Raw genomic sequence first — 18783 nt, 5'->3', positions numbered from 1 at the left:
TTCACAACCCCTCGGATGAGACCCGCCGCACCCAACAGAAAACCGGGGTGCTGCTCACTAACCTGGGCACGCCCGACGCCCCCACTGCGCCGGCACTGCGCCGCTACCTGGCGGAGTTCCTGTCCGACCCACGGGTCATTGAAGTCCCGCGCCTGCTGTGGAAAATCATCCTCCACGGCATCATCCTGCGAGTGCGACCGAAGAAGTCCGCTGAAGCCTACGCCTCGGTCTGGAGCGATGAAGGCTCACCACTGCTGGTGATCAGCCAACACCAGCGCGGTGCCGTGCAAAAAGCCCTTGGGGATGAGGTGATCGTCAAACTCGCCATGCGCTATGGCAACCCATCCATACCCAAGGTAATGAGGGAATTTCAGGAGCTGGGTATCCGGCGCATCGTGGTGCTGCCGCTGTATCCCCAATACGCCGCTCCCACCACGGCCTCCACCTTCGACGCCCTGGCCGATGAGTTGAAAACCTGGCGCTGGGTCCCCTCGATCAGCTTCATCAGCGGCTACGTGGACAATCCGCTGTACATCAGCGCCCTGGCCCAGAGCGTGCAGGACCATATCAACGAGCACGGCATGCCGGAGAAATTTCTGTTCTCCTACCACGGCACGCCCAAGCGCTATCTCGACAACGGAGATCCGTATCACTGCCTGTGCCACAAGACCACCCGTCTGGTGCGGGAAAAGCTGGGGCTGGAAGAGTCGCAGTGCATGACTACCTTCCAGTCCCGTTTCGGTCGGGAAGAGTGGCTCAAGCCCTACACCGATGACACCCTCAAGCAGCTTCCAAAGGATGGCATCAAGCACATTGCCATACTGTCGCCAGCGTTCAGCGCCGACTGCCTGGAAACGCTGGAAGAGTTGGAAGAGGAAAACCGCGAGTATTTTATGGAAGCCGGCGGCGAGACCTATCATTACATTCCAGCCTTGAATGACCGGGAAGACCATATTGCAGCCATTGTGGATGTGTTGCGTCGGGAGCTTTAATCCGCCCTTAGTAACGGCGGGTGCGCTTCGATACCGCTGCGCTCGGCCCCTACGTAAACTGCGGAGGTCGCGTAGGGCGGGTAAGCGAAGCGCACCCGCCGTGACCCTCCCGCGATGCTATAATCGCGCGTTTTAACTCAACCACACCTTCGCCTATGTCCCGCGCCCGTTTCGAGAAATTCAAACAGGTCCTGCGCCAGCGTCAGCACGATATGACGCTGCTGACCGATCAGGTTCACAAAGCCCAGAATATTTCCGCCATGCTGCGCACCGCCGATGCCGTGGGTATGGCGGAAATCCATATGGTCCAACCTAGTCGAGGTCGGCTGGTTTATCACCACACCGCCGGGGGCAGCGGGCGCTTTACCGGTACCGTCGTCCACCCGGACATTCAGACCGGCATGGGTGTGCTTCGGGACAAGGGCTTCAAACTCTACGCCGCGCACTGGTCCGACCGCGCCATGCACTACCGGGAGGCCGATTACACCCAGCCCTTCGCGCTGGTGATGGGGGCTGAAAAAGAAGGCCTGAGCGACTACGCCGCCGAGCAGGCCGACGAGCACCTGACCATTCCCATTATTGGCATGGTGGAGAGTTACAACGTGAGTGTGGCTGCCGCAATCATTCTGCAGGAGGCCATGCACCAACGTCAGCAGCGGGGTATGTACGATCGCGAACTGGACGAGTGGGATCCGGCGGTGCGGGAGATTCTGTTTCGCTGGATGCACCCGCAGATGGTCCGCTATTGCGAGCGCTACGGACTGCCGTTCCCGGACATGGATGAAGACGGCGATATGATTCCACCCAAAGACGAGCGCTATCGAAGCCCTAAAGGCTAGATGACCGTGCGCAGCATTTCGATGGCCAGCCCCACCAGCAACAGGGCAAACAACCGCTTGAGCCAGGTCACCGGTAGCCGGTGCGCCAACCTGGCACCCACGGGCGCGGTCAGGTAGCTCATGGACGCAATCGCCAGCACGGCGGGCCAATAAACATAGCCCAGGGTATGCGCCGGTAACCCCGGCACCCCCCACCCATTCACCATATACCCGATGGCACCGGCCACGGCGATGGGCAGCCCCACCGCCGCCGAGGTGCCAATGGCTACTGGCAGGCGCACATTGCACCAGGTCAGAAACGGCACGGTCAGGGTGCCGCCACCAATGGCCACCAGCGCCGAGACGCCGCCGATACCCGACGCCACACCGACCAGCCCAGGCGTTCCGGGCAACTGGCGGGAAGGTTCGGGACGACGGTTCAGAATCATCTGCAAGGCGACATAGGCCATGAACACCGAAAAGAAGATCGCTAGCGGTTTCGGGGTCAACCAGGCCGCCAGGAAGGTGGCCGCGAAGGTCCCCACCAACACCCCCGGTGCCATGCGTGCCACCACGGGCCAGAGCACCGCTTTGTGACCGTGATGGGCCCGCAAGCTGGCTACCGCCGTGGGCACAATGGCGGCCATGGACGTGCCCAAAGCCAGGTGCACCAGATGCGCCTCGGGTAGCCCCTGAGCCGCAAACAGCAAGGTGAGCACCGGAACCATCAGGCCACCACCGCCGATGCCGAACAGGCCGGCCACCAACCCGGTGACCACCCCCAGCGCCATAAACCCCAGCAACCATTCCAGCATCAATAAGCTCCGGTCATGTCCTCGTACAGAAGCGACGCCATGACAAAGGGCCCGACCGCCTTGGGGTCATCTGCCCGGCGCGGCTCGCTGATGTAATAGTCATAGGTGCCCTCCCGGTATGGATCACCACCCAACCCGGCAACCGCACAGACGTTGGTGATGCTGATCGTTCCGTCATCGTTATGGCGGATAAATTCATCCACCACTCGCTGATAAGCACTCAGCCCCAAAGCTCGATACCGCTCGTCGATATAACCCTGCTCGCTGCCTTTGAGCAGGAAGTAAGTGAACATGGTTGACGCCGAAGACTCGAGGTAATTACCATCGCGCCCACCCATATTCACCACCTGCCACCAGACACCCGACTCCGGGTCGCGATGGGTTTCGATGGCGCGGGCCATTTTGTCGGCGATATCCAGCATCACGTCGCGGTCGGGGTGTTGCTCCGGCAGGTCATCAAGTACATCGACAATCGCCATGGCCAACCAGCCCATGGCCCGCCCCCAGGGCAGCTCAGACAGCCCCGTCTCGGAATCCGCCCAACGCTGCTCCCGACTTTCATCCCAGCCGTGATAGAAAAACTGCCCCTCGGCGTTCCAGTGATGTTTCGCCACCAGACGGAACTGATTGATGATGTCATCGTACAGCTCGGGCTCACCATAGGTGGCCGCATACCGGGAAAGAAACGGCGTGCCCATATACAGGCCGTCTAGCCACATCTGATGCGGGTACACTTTTTTGTGCCAGAAGCCGCCCTCACTCGTGCGCGGATGGTCGCGCATTTGACCGCGCAATTGCTCGATCGCCAGCCAGTACTTGTCTTCGCCGGTTTCCTGATGAAGTCCGATCAGAAACTTGCCCGGATTCACCCGATCAATGTTGTACAGGCTCTGGTCGTAAGTTCTGATATCGCCGTCGTCGCTGATCATGAAGTCGGCGAAGTCTTCCAGGTAATCGAAAAACCGCTCCTCGCCGGTAGCCCGCCACACGCGTTCGTGGGCGGTCATCATCAGGCCATGGGTGTATTCCCATTTGGGGGTTTCCCGAAAATCGACCATCCAGCCTTCGGGGTTGCGTTCAATGTCGGAGTCGGCCATCCAGACGGATAGCGGTCGGTTGGTGGTTGAAACGGAAGGATTGGTGTTGGTATTGATAGTGCAGGCGTACAGAGTAGCGACGGACAGCAAGACTATGCTGGCCAAACGCCAAAAGGGTTGATAATTCATTGTCTCTCTCCCGGTTTTGGTTTTTGTACCGGGACTATAGCGGGTGTTTGGGGAGATTCAAAGGGCTGGGTATTGGGGGTTTCTGAAAGGTTCGGCATCTACGGGGTACACCCGTCGGAGACCCGCCGTGAACCCGTCCATGGNNTCCATGCCTCAGAGAGTCTCCGACGGGTGTACCCCGCAGATGCCTAAGTGCCAACTAACTACCCGTTGTATCTCTAGTCGGAGGTGTCGGATTTGGCCGTGCCGCACCCCGGGAAAAAGGGCGCAGTTAATTCGCTGGCAGAGAGGTGGGGTGGAGGTATGTGGTTCNNCCCATGGATGGGTTCACGGCGGGGCTATGAACCACATACCTCCACCCCACCGCACCGTCTAAGAACCACTTCTTTGGGTCTTACTTCTTCGCGCGCTTACGCTCGTTTTCGGTGAGCAGTTTTTTGCGCAGGCGGATGCTCTCTGGTGTGACTTCCACCAGCTCGTCATCCTCGATAAACTCCAGCGCCTGCTCCAGGGTATGACGAACCGGTGGCGACAGGGTGAGGTTCTCATCGGTGCCGGAGGCACGCACGTTGGTCAGTTGCTTCGCCTTGGTCGGATTCACCACCAGATCATTGTTCCGCGAATGCAGACCAACGATCTGACCTTCATAGACCTCAACGCCAGCGTCAATGAACAGACGGCCGCGATCCTGCAGCGGGTGCAGACCGTAAGCCAGCGTCTTGCCCTTGACCATAGAAACCAACACGCCGTTCTGACGCTTGTGGTCCTCACCCGCTTTGACCGGGCCGTAGTGGTCAAAAATACTGGTCATGATGCCCGAACCGGACGTCAGGGTCAGGAACTGGCCGCGGAAACCGATCAAACCGCGCGAGGGAACCATGAACTCCAACTTCACCCGACCTTTACCGTCCGGCTCCATATTGGTCATTTCCGCTTTGCGCAGGCCCAGCTCTTCCATCACCGCGCCCTGGTGCTGTTCTTCAACGTCGATCACCACCTGCTCGAACGGCTCCTGGATCTGGCCGTCGATTTCCTTCTGGATGACTTCCGGGCGGGAAACACCCAGCTCAAAGCCTTCCCGGCGCATGTTTTCAATCAACACCGACAGGTGCAGCTCACCGCGACCGGAGACCACGAACTTGTCCGGGCTGTCGCCCTGACGAACCCGCAGAGCCACGTTGTGAATCAATTCCTGATCCAGACGCTCGCGGATGTTGCGTGAGGTGACGAACTTGCCTTCCTTACCGGCGAAGGGCGAGTCGTTGACCTGGAAGGTCATGCTGACAGTGGGCTCGTCCACACTCAATGCGGGCAGCGGATCGACATTCTCCGGGCTGCACAGAGTGTCGGAGATATCCAGACCATCAATACCGGTGATACAGACGATGTCGCCGGCGGTGGCGCGCGTGGTTTCCACCCGCTCCAGGCCGTGATAGCCCATCACCTGCAAGACCTTGGCCTTGCGGGTTTTCCCGTCGGGACGAGCCACAATCACCTGCTGGTTGGGCGAGAGGCTGCCGCGGGTAATGCGGCCCACACCGATGACGCCCACATAGCTGTTGTAGTCCAGCGCGGAAACCTGCATCTGGAAATCGCCTTCGATGTCGACATCCGGTGCCTTCACGTTATCGACGATCATCTGGAACAGCGGGGTCATGTCGTCGGCCAGCTCGTCCGGCTCCATGCCCGCCACACCGTTCAGGGCCGAGGCGTAGATGATCGGGAAATCGAGCTGCTCGTCGGTGGCGCCCAGACGGTCAAACAGGTCGAACACCTGGTCCACGGCCCAGTCCGGACGGGCGCCGGGGCGGTCAACCTTGTTCACTACCACAATCGGGTGCAGGCCTTTTTCAAAGGCCTTGCTGGTCACGAAGCGGGTCTGGGGCATGGGGCCGTCGACGGCGTCTACCAGCAGCAGCACCGAGTCCACCATGGACAGTACCCGCTCGACCTCACCGCCGAAGTCGGCGTGTCCGGGGGTGTCCACGATGTTGATGCGGTAGTCATTCCAGCGAATGGCCGTGTTCTTGGCCAGAATGGTAATGCCGCGTTCACGCTCCTGATCGTTGGAATCCATGATCCGCTCGGCGCCTTCGCTGCGTCGGTCCAGGGTGCCGGATTGGGACAGCAGTTTATCGACCAGGGTGGTTTTGCCGTGGTCAACGTGGGCGATAATGGCGATGTTACGCAAATTCTGAATAGCGGATTGGTCTGTCATGAAAACTCTCAGGAGGGAGGACTCTGGAAAAAGGCGGGCATTATACCTGCCAGAAGGCTTCACAGATATGAAAATTGCGGGAAAAGTGCGTAAAAAGACAAAAAAGTCCGTTCAGAGCGGCCCGAAAGGGCCTTACAAACCAAACATTCCCTTCTCTTCCTCGCCCGGCGCGATGAACTGGGTGCCGTCTTTGGCATATTGGAACAGTTCGATGTCCGTTGAGTCGGTGGCGGTAAAGCAGTTGATGAAGGTTTCCAGCGCCACGCCTTCTCGGGTGCGGTTGGGATAGATATCCGCCTCCATGAACACCTTGTACTGATTGTCCCCACGGTCGAGGCGGCTGGAAAACCGGTCCACTCTCAGGTTGGTCAGCCGGCGCCCGAACACCTCCCGGGCGTGAGCCGTACAGACCGCCTCGGCATCCGTCAGCGTTGTATGCCGGTACCGGGCCTCCTCGGCGTCGCGCGAGCCCCACAGCCCTGCGGGAATACCGGTGACGTACAGCGTTGAGCCGACCGAGAGAAATACCAACAGAAAAGCGATGCCCACCAGCGCCCATTTCTGGCCTGCAGATTCATTTCGGGACCGCGCAGCGGGTCGGGACATGCTCTGACTCTCCTGAGGCGGCCCTACTCCGGCCGATAAACACCAATATTGCGATGGCCCGCATCCATCAGGTGGGCCGCGTGCAGCTGACTCATCACCCCTTTTTCGCAGTACAGCAGGTAGCGGCGCTGCGGATCCAGCTTCCCGAACTGACCATTAAGCCTGAAAAACGGAATTTCCAGCAACTGATCTGCAGTCAACGCGAGGGGCTTGAGCCCCGCTTCGTCGGGATGGCGAATATCAATGACCACATCGCCCTCGCCCACCTGCGGCTCAACCGCCACATCCAGTTCCGTTTCACCTGCGTCCACCAAGTGATGTATCGGCGTCTGCGCGCGATCCTCAAGGGCCCGCTCCAACACGGTGAAATCGAAGCGGGCCTCTTCGGACTCCACCCGGTGCAATTTGGCGTTGGTGGTCGGGCGCACCGAAATCACCCCGCAGTACTCCGGCACATTCGCCGAGTAGGTTTCGGTGCCAATATCCCGGGACAACTGGATGATATCCCGCTTGTCCATGGCAATCAGCGGCCGTAGCACCAGGGTATCCGTGGCCCGATCAATGGCGTTCAGATTGGGGATGGTCTGGCTGGACACCTGGGCGACACTTTCACCGGTCACCAGGGCCTTCAGGTCCAGCTCTTCGGCAACCCGGCTGGCGGCGCGCAGCATCATCCGCTTGAGGATCACCCCCATGTAGGCGTTGTCGACCTTTTCCAGAATCTCGGCAACCACCCCTTCGAAGGGCACGGTGACAAACTGAACATTGTGGGAGGCCCCGTACTTCTGCCACAGATAGTAAGACACCTCCTTGACCGCCATCTCGTGGGCATGACCGCCGAGGCTGAAAAAACAGAAGTGGGTGCGCATGCCCCGCTTCATGGTGAGGTAGCTCGCCACAATGGAGTCGAAGCCACCGGACACCAGAGACAGGACGCCATCGTTCTGAGCGCCCAGGGGGTAGCCACCGAGCCCGCGGCGCAAATTCTCCAGCACAAACAGCCACTGGCGCTTGACCTCCAGCCGCACGGTAATGTCCGGGTCGCGCAGTTTGACGCCCGCCGCCTGGGTCTGCTGCAGCAGCCCGCCGCCGACATAGCGCTCGATGTCGGTGGAGCTGAAGTCGTGCTTACCACTGCGCTTGACCCGCACACAGAAGGTCTTGCCCGCCAGAGCCTCGGCCCAGCGGGCCCGGGTTTTGGCCAGAATATCGTCCAGATCCCCCAGAGGGTAGGCCTGCACCAACGCAAAGGCGTCGATACCCGGCGTGCGGGCCAGTACATCGGCCACCTGCCGCGTCAGCCGCTCGTCGGCCCCAGGAGCCTGCACTTCGACCTTTTCCCAATCCCGCTTGACCTGAATATCCTCCGACAGCGGCTGCAAAAGCCGACGCAGGTTGTCGCGCAGCTGCTTGATGAAGCGCTTGCGCACCGGCGGGCTCTTGATAATGATTTCGGGAAAAACCTTGACGATAAAATGCATGAACGCCTACTGTTGAAGAACTTGTCTTGCGGGAAAGGCGCGCATTATAAATCATGCGGCCACCCCAAACAAAAAGATCGGTCGCACCACAATGGTGCGTATTGGCGGTTTCGTGCACTATTTTAGATCACGACAACATCCATCTTGGTGCAGAAACCCCGCTGAACGCCCCGATCTGCCGCTTTTGCGCACGATGGCACACATCTTGCCCCTTTATCGCACACTGGCGCTGGCAAGATCGTCACAATCCGATGTAGCCGCCAGCGTGAAAACACGGTTTAATGCACAGGTTTTCTTATCCGTAGCCCCCGGGCTATTCTCAATTGGAGGCATTCAATGTCTAAAAAAACACTGGACCTGATCAAAGAACACGAAGCGCGTTGGGTCGACATGCGCTTTACCGACACTCGCGGTAAAGAGCAGCACGTCACCATCCCCGCCAAAGATGTGGACGAAGACTTCTTTGAAGACGGCAAGATGTTTGATGGCTCTTCCATCAATGGCTGGAAAGGCATCAACGACTCCGACATGATCCTGATGCCGGACGACGACACCGCCATTATGGACCCCTTCTCTGACAGCCCCACCGTCATTGTGCGCTGCAACATCGTTGAGCCGATGACCATGCAGGGCTATGACCGCGACCCGCGCTCCATCGGTCTGCGCGCTGAAGAGTACCTGAAGTCCACCGGCCTGGGTGACGTTGCCCTGTTTGGTCCGGAGCCCGAATTCTTCGTGTTCGACAGTGTTCAGTGGAACGCCACCATGGGCGGCGCTTTCTACAAGATCAACTCCGAAGAAGCGGCCTGGTCTTCCAGCGAAAGCTATGACGGCGGCAACACCGGTCACCGTCCGGGCGTGAAAGGCGGCTACTTCCCGGTACCTCCGGTCGACTCCCTGAACGACCTGCGTGGCGCCATGTGTGACGCTATGGAAGCCATGGGTCTGGAAATTGAAGTTCACCACCACGAAGTGGCGACTGCCGGCCAGTGTGAAATTGGCGTTGGCGCCAACACCCTGGTGAAGAAAGCGGACGAAGTGCAGATCCTGAAGTACTGCGTACACAACGTGGCGCACGCCTTCGGCCAGACCGCCACCTTCATGCCCAAGCCGCTGATCGGTGACAACGGCTCTGGTATGCACGTGCACCAGTCTTTCTCCAAAGACGGCAAGAACCAGTTCGCTGGCGACGGCTATGCTGGCATGAGCGAAACCGCTCTGTACTACATCGGCGGTATCATCAAGCACGCTCGCGCGCTGAACGCCTTCTGTAACGCCTCTACCAACTCGTACAAGCGTCTGGTACCCGGCTTTGAAGCCCCGGTGATGCTGGCTTACTCCGCCCGCAACCGTTCGGCCTCCATCCGGATTCCGTACGTAAACAGCGACAAGGCCCGTCGTATCGAGACCCGCTTCCCCGACCCGACCGCCAACCCCTACCTGGCGTTCGCGGCTCTGTTGATGGCAGGCCTGGACGGTGTACAGAACAAGATCCACCCCGGCGACCCCGCCGACAAGAACCTGTACGACCTGCCGCCGGAAGAAGGCAAGGCTATCCCGACCGTGGCTTCCAGCCTGGAACAGGCTCTGGACGCTCTGGACGAAGACCGCGACTTCCTGAAGGCCGGTGGTGTGTTCACTGACGACGTGATCGATGCCTTCATCGACCTGAAGCGTGAAGAGATCGAGCGCCTGAACATGACCCCGCACCCGGTTGAGTTCGAGCTGTACTATAGTTGCTAAAACGCCGCGGGCGCTAGCTGCTAACAACCGCTGTAGGCACTAGCTGCCAATTCGCGGTAAAAACCGGCTTTCGAGCCGGTGAATGACCAAAAGCCCGTTCAGGTGACTGAACGGGCTTTTGTTTTTATGGGTCCAAGGAGTAAGCTTTACTGTACCCCGCCACCACAAAGGCCGACACGGGACTCCTTTATGCGATCTGCACTGTTGCTTATCACCCTGATGCTGTTCAGCCTCCTGACAGTGGCCCAACCCATCTACAAAACCGTGGATGAAGAGGGACGGGTCAGCTACTCGGACAAGCCGCCCCGCGGCGTTCAGGAAGACGCCTCCGACGAGCTGCCTCCGGTCAACAACGTCCCCGGGCAGCCAGTCTCACCCCAGCGCCGAGCCACCGCCGACGAGGAAGCCCCCGGCCCGGTGGGCTATTCGATTGAAATCGTCTCCCCCCAGCCCGACAGCAGCGTCCCTCCCGGTCAGCGAGACCTGCCCATAGCCGTTCGGCTGCAACCAGCCCTGCAGCCCGGGCACGCACTGGTCTATTACTTGGACGGCGACCCAGTTGCCGAAACCCGGTCGACCCAGCATATTGTCCGGGAAATCTATCGGGGGACGCATACCGTTCGGGTCGAAATCCTGGATCCCCAAGGCCAGAGCCTGGCAGCGACCGCGCCGATCACCATTCATGTGCACCGCCCCAGCGTCATTCCCCGCGGTGGCAGCTGATCTCGCCTCAACGCACTGTTTGATGGCGCGAACGGCAGAGCTTTGCGCCACAAGCACCAACATGGTGCACACCCCTTCGAACTCGCCTACACTCCTCTCCGGAAGCGCCCAAAAATGGGCCTTTCCGCCGATACGCAGTTGGATTGCTTTTTGCATAGACCAGCCCTGAGGGCGGGCTCCATTTCAGTGCATAGAGCCGCACACCAGCCGCCTTTCTTCAATCAGACCGGGAGTCGATCCGAGAGTGAGTACCGGAGATCTTCACAAGCCGCTGCTGGACAGCCTGAGCACCGCCATCATTCTGGTGGACGGCGAGCTGCGGTTGCGCCATATGAACCCCGCCGCCGAGGCCCTGCTCGCCGTCAGTTGCGAGCGAACCCTTGGCGAGCCGCTTACCCAGTTTTTCTTCGAGTCCAGCGAGACCCCCGGACAGCTCAAATCCGCCGCCGAACAGGCCAACCACTACACCAAGCGCCACGCCGAATGGCAGCTGTTGACCGGCGGCCAGATTACCGTGGACTACACGGTCACCCCCTTTGGTGAGGCCTCCGGACTGGTCATCGAAATCCAGCCCATCGACCGCCTCCTGCGCATCAGCCGGGAAGAGATGCTGACCTCCTCGCAGGAGACCACCCGCAATCTGGTGCGCGGCATGGCCCACGAGATCAAAAACCCACTGGGCGGCATTCGCGGCGCAGCGCAGTTGCTGGCCCGGGAGCTGCCCGGTAGCGACCTGCAGGAATACACCGGGGTGATCATTGATGAAGCCGACCGGCTGCGCAATCTGGTGGACCGAATGCTCGGCCCGAACCAGTTGCCCCAGCGCCAGTGGCTGAACATTCACGAAGTGCTCGAGCGGGTGGCAACCATCATCAAGGCCGAGAGCAGCGGTTCTGTGACCCTGACCCGGGACTACGATCCCAGCATCCCGGACCTGAATGCCGATAAAGAGCAGCTGATTCAGGCACTGCTCAACATTGCTCGCAATGCCATGCAGGCGCTGCTGGAAAGTGGCACCGAGGCACCGGATATCCGACTGGTCACCCGAATTCAGCGCCGCTACACCATCGGGCGACACCACCACCCGCTGGTGTGCCGCATCGACATTGTCGACAACGGCCCTGGCATTCCCCAGGACATTCTCAAGAACATTTTTTACCCCATGATTTCCGGCCGGGCCGATGGCACCGGACTGGGGCTGACCATTTCGCAGCATTTGATTCACCAGCACCAGGGCCTGATCGAATGCGACAGTGAGCCGGGACAAACCCGCTTTTCGCTCTACCTACCTATGGAAGCTCAACATGCAGAAGTCTAACCGAGTCTGGATAATCGACGACGACCGATCCATTCGCTGGGTGCTTGAAAAAGCCCTGCAGGGTGCCGGCATTGAGGCGCGGGCCTTCGACTCCGGCGACAGCGCCATCAGCCAGTTGGGACGGGATGTGCCCGATGCCATCATCAGCGACATCCGGATGCCCGGTATTGATGGTCTGGCACTGCTCAAAGATCTGCACGCCCAACACCCGGACATTCCGATCATCATCATGACCGCCCACTCCGATTTGGACAGCGCGGTAGCGGCTTACCAGGGCGGCGCCTTTGAATACCTGCCCAAACCCTTTGACGTCGACGAAGCGGTAGCGGTAACCCAGCGGGCACTGGCCCATGCCCAGGAACAGAAAAGCGAAAGCGATGGCAGCGAAGCGGTTGAAGTCAACACCGAAATCATCGGTGAAGCGCCGGCCATGCAGGAAGTTTTCCGGGCCATTGGACGCCTGTCACAATCCAACATCACGGTACTGATCAACGGCCAGTCCGGTACTGGTAAAGAGCTGGTTGCCCACGCACTGCATCGCCACAGCCCCCGCCGGGAAGAACCTTTCATTGCTTTGAATATGGCGGCAATCCCCAAGGACCTGATGGAATCGGAGCTGTTCGGCCACGAAAAAGGCGCATTTACCGGCGCGGCCGCGCAACGTCAGGGCCGCTTTGAGCAGGCCAATGGCGGCACTCTGTTTCTGGACGAAATTGGCGATATGCCCGCCGAAACCCAGACCCGTCTGCTTCGAGTACTGGCCGACGGCGAGTTTTACCGGGTAGGCGGCCACACGCCGGTCAAAGTAGATGTTCGCATCATTGCCGCCACGCACCAGAACCTCGAAAACCTGGTTGCCGACGGTCGTTTTCGTGAAGACCTGTTTCACCGACTTAACGTCATCCGCATTCATATTCCCAAGCTGGCCGACCGCCGGGAAGATATTCCCAAGCTGGCCAAGTTCTTTCTGCAAAAAGCCGCTGGCGAACTGGATGTGGATACCAAGATTCTACTGCCGGAAACGGAAGAGTTTTTCTGCGCCCTCGCCTGGCCCGGCAATGTCCGTCAGTTGGAAAACACTTGCCGGTGGATTACCGTCATGGCGTCCGGGCGTGAAGTGCACATTGAAGATCTGCCGCCGGAACTGCTTCACCACAAGGAAGGCAACGCCCCCGCCGACGATTGGGAAAAGGCGCTGCGCCACTGGGCGGATCAGGCTCTGGCGCGCGGACACCACCAACTGTTGAGTGAAGCGGTACCCACTTTTGAACGGGCACTGATCGAAACCGCCCTGAAGTACACCGCAGGTCGGAAACGCGATGCCGCCAATCTTTTGGGATGGGGACGGAACACCCTGACTCGCAAACTGAAAGAGTTGGATATGGCGGGGGGAGATGATAGCGCTGAGCCCTGAAGCAAAGAGAAAGTCATTCTTACTACAATCAACGCCGTCGGGTGATGCATGGCACCCGACGCTTAATTCACTCTTGTTGCTTTGTCATACTTATGTAAACGGTACGCAATAATTGCCTCGGGTCATCGCAAAAAAGTCGTAACGGTTACACCCGGTTTATCCTCACGCAACCATTGCAAGCAGCTCTGCCTGTGCTAAAATCCACTCCCCCTATAAAAACTCACCCAAGCAAACGTCTCCCAAGAAGACGACCAATCGGCACTGGATTCTGCACCCCGACATTATTTACGGAGTGCGATACCGACACTATGATCAAATAGAGTGAGGCGCGACGCACAAACCGGAAAAGCCAACAGAGCTTACGGAAGACGTCAAAAAAAGCGCCCACTGATGAGAGACGAGAGACCGCAATGAGGAATAACCTCATTGTTATCAACCAAAGGAACAGACCGTGCCACACAATGCATTTTACGCGCAGTCCGGCGGCGTCACCGCTGTGATCAATGCGTCGGCTGCCGGTGTTATCGCCGAAGCCAAAGCCCACCCCGACACCATCGGTACGCTTTACGCTGGCCGAGACGGCATCATTGGCGCACTGACCGAAGAGTTGATCGACATCACCGCCGAGTCCGAGAGCGATCTGGCGGCACTGCTGCACACTCCGTCCGGCGCCTTTGGGTCCTGCCGCTACAAGCTCAAGTCGATAGAGGAACATCGCACCCAATACGAGCGCCTGATTGAGGTCTTCCGGGCCCACGATATTCGTTACTTTTTCTACAACGGTGGCGGCGACTCACAGGATACTGCGCACAAAGTCTCACAGTTGTCCGAAAAGATGGGCTTTCCCATCACCTGCATCGGTGTCCCCAAAACGATGGACAACGATCTGCCGATCACCGACTGCTGCCCGGGCTTTGGCTCCGTCGCAAAGTATACGGCAGTTTCCATCCTCGAGGCCTCCTTCGATGTCGCCTCCATGCAACGCACCTCCACCAAGGTGTTCGTCATGGAAGTCATGGGGCGCCACGCGGGCTGGGTTGCCGCCAGCGCCGGGTTGGCGCGGGACGAGCGGGGCATGGGACCGGACATCATTCTGTTCCCGGAAGTGCAGCTGGATGAATCACGCTTTCTGGAGCAGCTCGACCGGGTCGTTGCCGAGCGCGGCTTCTGCATGATCGTCGTGTCCGAGGGCGCGAAGGATGCAGCGGGTGAGTTTCTCTCCAGCTCCGGCAGCACCGACGCTTTTGGTCATGCCCAACTCGGTGGCGTTGCCCCCGTCATTGTGAACAAAATCAAACAGCATGCGGGTTACAAATGCCACTGGGCAGTCTGCGATTATCTGCAGCGGGCCGCCCGCCATATTGCGTCGAAAACCGATGTGGACCAGGCCTATGAACTCGGTCGCGCTGCCGTGCGGTACGCGGTCAACGGGGACAATGCCGTCATGCCAGTGGTGGTTCGTGAAAGCGATCAGCCTTACCGGTGGCACATCGACAAGGCGCCCCTGTCCGAGGTGGCCAACGTCGAGAAATGTCTACCCACCGACTTCATCAGCGACGACGGCTTTCATATTACCGAGAAAGCCCGTCGATACCTGTCGCCCCTCATCGAGGGAGAGGCCTATCCTCCCTATCAGAACGGTCTGCCCGATTATCGGGTACTGAACAAATCCGTGATTCCCAAAAAGTGTGCGGAATTTTACGATCTTTAATTGAATTGATTTTGACAGGGACACCGATGTTCTTCGGCGAAAGGGGTGAGAGCTTTTGGCCGGAGAAGGTGTCTCTGTCAATTCCCGGGGGAGCCCAACCTGCCATCACCGATGGCCAACACGATAGAGACGCACTCCAGTGCGCGTATCAACCAACTGAGAGACGAAAGACATGAACGATATCACCAAGCTGCTGGGTGAAGAGGCGGACAGCCTGCTCACTCACCGTTGTGAAAAAATCACTCAGGAACAGCTGACGCTTCCCGGTGCCGATTACGTCAGCCAGACCTTTTCCCAGACCGATCGCCCGATTCCGGTGCTTCGTGCCTATCAGCAACTGCTCAATCACGGCCGTCTGGCCGGCACGGGCTATCTGTCGATCCTGCCGGTGGACCAGGGGATTGAACACTCGGGGGGCGCTTCCTTCGCGCCCAACCCGCTGTACTTCGACCCCAAGAACATAGTCGAACTGGCCATTGAGGGCGGCTGTAATGCGGTGGCCTCAACCCTGGGGGCGCTGGGGTCCGTTGCCCGCCGGTACGCCCATCGTATTCCGTTCGTGGTCAAGCTGAACCACAACGATGCCCTGGTCTACCCGACCACTTACGATCAGACGCTGTTCGGGCAGGTCAAGCAGGCTTACGACATGGGAGCCGTTGCCATCGGCGCCACCATCTATTTCGGTTCGGAGAATTCCCGCCGTCAGTTGCAGGAAATCAGCGCCGCGTTCGAACAGGCGCACGAGCTTGGCATGATGACCATTCTCTGGACCTACTTGCGCAACGGTGATTTCAAACAGGATGGGGTTGACTACCATACCGCGGCCGACCTGACCGGTCAGGCCAACCACCTGGGCGTAACCATCAAGGCGGATATCATCAAGCAGAAAATGGCAGAGAACAACGGTGGCTTTAATGCGGTGAAGGTCGGGAAAACCCACCCGAAGGTTTACAGTCATTTATCCAGCGACCACCCGATTGATCTGGTCCGCTACCAGGTGGCCAACTGTTACATGGGTCGGATCGGCCTGATCAACTCCGGCGGCGCATCCACCGGTGCCGGTGATCTCGCTCAGGCGGTGCGCACCTCGGTGATCAACAAACGTGCCGGTGGCATGGGATTGATTTCCGGCCGCAAGGCGTTTCAGCGTCCCATGAACGAAGGGGTGGAACTGCTGAATGCGATTCAGGATGTGTACCTGGACAAGCGCATCACGATCGCCTAACCACGACGCACTCATGACATCAACAAAAACGGCAGGTATGTCCTGCCGTTTTTGTTGGCAGGACGGAGCTACCGCTCCGGCTCCCAATCTCCCAGAATGGTATCAATCCGGTATTGTTTCACTTCAGATTCGGATAAATGCCGCCGCCCCTCATGATCGTGAGCGCCGGGCCCTTCACTGCCATACTCAAAGAAACGGGAATCTTCCGGGGTGAACCACATCCTGGTGCCGTCCGGAGCGGTACCACCCATCTTGTCCCAGCCGGACTGCTTGATATGTGCCGCCATGTAGCAGCCCACAAAAACGGCTTTGCCAATCGCGTCCGGATCGGCATAACGGCCGTCATCGAATGTGGTGGTCGGATGCCAGGGTCGACCCAGCGCGGTCGAGTCATCCGGGACGCCTTCCTCCCGGAGCAGCCGACAGTTGAGAAAGGTAAAACCGAACTCTGACTCGATATCCGTGGAGGGCGCGGTCACATAACCGTGTGTGGCGTGCCTGCTCCCGCGTGCGGTGGTCAGAATATCCGAATCAGTGAACAACGCATTACCCGCGCCGAATATGAAGTCCACGTTACCGGCGATGCGCGACTTGTCGAACCAGGCGCGTTTGCCGTTCATGTACAGCGTGTCCTGATGACCGAGCAGCTGAACATCCCGCGCCAGGATGCGATCACTGCCCTTGTCCAGGTGCAGCGCAACGGCCTGGGTTCCGCTCACCCGATCCGGATGGTCCTTGGCCAGCGCATCGTTGGCCACAAATTCGAAGCGGTTCTCGATACTGAGCGAATGGAACTGCACATCGGTGCTGGTCACACTGACCGTATAGCTGCGGAAGGTACCCAGGTTACTACCGTCACCGTCGTCCCGACCGGCGTAGTCATCGTAGTGAATTCGGGTCTGTTCCATGCCTTCACCCAATAGATGGATAAAGGGCTTGTCGATTCTCAGTTTCTCCCGGTATTCTCCTGCGCGAATCAGAATACGATGGGGGGCGTCGCTCGAATCCGGAGCCGCGTCCAACGCGGCCTGCACCGTCGGGTAGACCGGCAGATCGTCAAACGCGCGTTGCTGTTGATCCACAACGGCGTGTAGGTCTCGACGGGCATCACCACAGCCAACCACCACCATCATGGCCAACAACGCAAAGGCGAACGAAACGAGTCTCATAATGAATATCTCAAAGGGGCTATGGAAAGCCGGCCGGGCGAGCGCCGCCCAGCCTGACAGGGAGGGCAATTACTCGCCAAAGTGTTCGCGAACCGTCACCAGTACGCCTTTATCGTAAAACGACGTCAGCCAGCGAGTGGTGGACTCGACAAACACCGGTTCATTGATGAGGTCCGAGCCGAACACTTCCTTGATCGAAACCACCGCTTTGACCATGGCCGCCGGATCACCTTTTGCCGAATCACACGCCGCTCGCAAGGTATCCGCCAACGGATCGGAAACCTCAATGGGCTGCCCCTTCTCATCAACGCCAGAGACATAGCGAATCCAGGCGGCAACCCCCAGGGTAATGATGTCGATATGACCAGCACCCTGAAGCTGATCCCACAAGGTGTGCAGAAGACGTTGAGGCAGCTTCTGTGAGCCGTCCATCGCAATCTGCCAGGTCCGGTGTTTCAGCGATTTGTTGCGAAACCGGTCGCGCAGCTGGCCTTTATAGAATTCAATATCAAACCCCTCCGGTGCACTGACCGTTTCACCGGCTTCCCGGGCATGATAGGTTTCCACCATCTTCACGAAGGCCGGCTCGGCCATTACCTCGCTGACATAATCAAAGCCGGCGAGGTAACCGGAGTACGCCAGAGTTGAATGAGCACCATTGAGCAGGCGCAACTTGATCTTCTCGAAGATTTCCACCTCGTCGACCAATTGCGCGCCCACCTCTTCCCAAGCGGGGCGACCGTTGACGAAGTTATCCTCAATGACCCACTGAGTGAACGGCTCGGTAAAAACCGTTCCCTCATCGCGCAGGCCCAACAACTCCTCCACGTGCTGACGATCGTCGTCGGTGGTCGCCGGAACAATCCGGTCGATCATGGTGCAGGGGAAGGTGGTATTACTACGAACCCACTGCGCCAGCTCGGGCGAGACCTGCTCGGCAAATTGATGCAGCGCCTTTTCCAACACCTGCCCATTATTGGGCAGGTTATCGCAGCTCAGCGCGGTAAAGCTGGGCACGCCGGCGTCCATTCGCGCTTTCAGTGCCGATACCAGATAACCGATGGCCGAGCGGGGCTTGTTCAGGTTCTCAAGATCATGCTGAATATCCGGGTTTTTCAGGTTGAGGTTGCCGGTGGCCGGATCGTGGCAATACCCTTTTTCAGTGACCGTCATCGAAACAATCTTGATGGCCGGATCGGCCATCACGGCGACCAGCGCCGATGGATCTTCCGGGCCCACCATGACTGCCTTCACGGCGCCGACGATCTGCAGCTTTTCGCTGTCGCTCGAGCGCTCAACGAGCGTGTACAGCCCGTCCTGGGGG

15 protein-coding genes are annotated in these 18783 nt (G+C 59.0%); 8 read left to right on the top strand and 7 right to left on the bottom strand.

Annotation, left to right across the window (positions count from 1 at the left end):
• Positions 1 to 992, top strand: a 992-nt coding sequence (gene hemH, locus B3187_RS14340) for a ferrochelatase (RefSeq protein WP_414673708.1), incomplete at its 5' end; no start/stop codon positions are given.
• A gap of 155 nt (positions 993 to 1147) precedes the next feature.
• Entirely contained in the window at positions 1148 to 1831 is a 684-nt protein-coding gene (locus B3187_RS14335; RefSeq protein WP_123639200.1) for a TrmH family RNA methyltransferase, read from the top strand.
• On the opposite strand, the gene B3187_RS14330 is transcribed toward B3187_RS14335, so the two are convergent.
• The 5 genes from B3187_RS14330 to thiI all read right to left on the bottom strand — a co-directional run bounded on the left by B3187_RS14330 (position 1828) and on the right by thiI (position 8156).
• Positions 1828 to 2625 carry a sulfite exporter TauE/SafE family protein gene (locus B3187_RS14330; protein WP_246004449.1) on the bottom strand — a complete coding sequence of 266 codons (798 nt, stop codon included), beginning with the start codon at positions 2623 to 2625 and terminating at the stop codon, positions 1828 to 1830. The two genes, B3187_RS14335 and B3187_RS14330, sit on opposite strands and share 4 nt — an antisense overlap.
• Entirely contained in the window at positions 2625 to 3851 is a 1227-nt protein-coding gene (locus B3187_RS14325) for a glycoside hydrolase family 88/105 protein (protein WP_286807157.1), read from the bottom strand. The genes B3187_RS14330 and B3187_RS14325 overlap by 1 nt, the downstream gene beginning before the upstream one ends.
• Before the next feature lie 394 nt (positions 3852 to 4245).
• The gene (typA, locus tag B3187_RS14320) at positions 4246 to 6069 is read right to left on the bottom strand and encodes a translational GTPase TypA (protein WP_036161415.1); all 1824 of its coding nucleotides are present in this window, start codon (positions 6067 to 6069) and stop codon (positions 4246 to 4248) included.
• 132 nt (positions 6070 to 6201) lie between these two features.
• Positions 6202 to 6675, bottom strand: a complete 474-nt coding sequence (locus tag B3187_RS14315; RefSeq protein WP_286807156.1) for a hypothetical protein — start codon at positions 6673 to 6675, stop codon at positions 6202 to 6204.
• 23 nt (positions 6676 to 6698) lie between these two features.
• Entirely contained in the window at positions 6699 to 8156 is a 1458-nt protein-coding gene (gene thiI / locus B3187_RS14310) for a tRNA uracil 4-sulfurtransferase ThiI (RefSeq protein ID WP_286807155.1), read from the bottom strand.
• Between the two features lie 336 nt (positions 8157 to 8492).
• On the opposite strand from thiI, the gene glnA reads away from it, so the two are divergent.
• From glnA to B3187_RS14280, 6 genes are all read left to right on the top strand, one after another.
• A complete protein-coding gene (gene glnA, locus B3187_RS14305) occupies positions 8493 to 9899 on the top strand; it encodes a glutamate--ammonia ligase (RefSeq protein ID WP_123639205.1) in 1407 nt (468 codons plus the stop codon).
• A gap of 189 nt (positions 9900 to 10088) precedes the next feature.
• Entirely contained in the window at positions 10089 to 10622 is a 534-nt protein-coding gene (locus B3187_RS14300) for a DUF4124 domain-containing protein (RefSeq protein WP_286807154.1), read from the top strand.
• A gap of 244 nt (positions 10623 to 10866) precedes the next feature.
• Positions 10867 to 11940 (top strand): nitrogen regulation protein NR(II), encoded by a 1074-nt coding sequence (glnL, locus tag B3187_RS14295; protein ID WP_123639207.1) that lies wholly within the window; start codon positions 10867 to 10869, stop codon positions 11938 to 11940.
• On the top strand, positions 11927 to 13354 hold the full coding sequence (gene glnG / locus B3187_RS14290) for a nitrogen regulation protein NR(I) (protein ID WP_286807153.1): 1428 nt from the start codon (positions 11927 to 11929) through the stop codon (positions 13352 to 13354). The genes glnL and glnG overlap by 14 nt, the downstream gene beginning before the upstream one ends.
• A gap of 451 nt (positions 13355 to 13805) precedes the next feature.
• Positions 13806 to 15065 (top strand): 6-phosphofructokinase, encoded by a 1260-nt coding sequence (locus B3187_RS14285; RefSeq protein ID WP_286807152.1) that lies wholly within the window; start codon positions 13806 to 13808, stop codon positions 15063 to 15065.
• 172 nt (positions 15066 to 15237) lie between these two features.
• Entirely contained in the window at positions 15238 to 16290 is a 1053-nt protein-coding gene (locus tag B3187_RS14280; protein WP_286807151.1) for a class I fructose-bisphosphate aldolase, read from the top strand.
• A gap of 68 nt (positions 16291 to 16358) precedes the next feature.
• Here B3187_RS14280 and B3187_RS14275 read toward each other — a convergent pair whose 3' ends face one another.
• Positions 16359 to 17459 (bottom strand): pectinesterase family protein, encoded by a 1101-nt coding sequence (locus B3187_RS14275; protein WP_286807150.1) that lies wholly within the window; start codon positions 17457 to 17459, stop codon positions 16359 to 16361.
• A gap of 69 nt (positions 17460 to 17528) precedes the next feature.
• Positions 17529 to 18783: mannitol dehydrogenase family protein (locus B3187_RS14270; RefSeq protein WP_286807148.1), on the bottom strand; the 1255-nt coding region annotated here is incomplete at its 5' end.

Source organism: Marinimicrobium sp. UBA4209, assembly GCF_002381585.1.
GTDB lineage: Bacteria > Pseudomonadota > Gammaproteobacteria > Pseudomonadales > Cellvibrionaceae > Marinimicrobium > Marinimicrobium koreense.
Note: the sequence above shows the minus strand (reverse complement) of the source record. Positions and strands in the feature narration are given on the sequence as shown.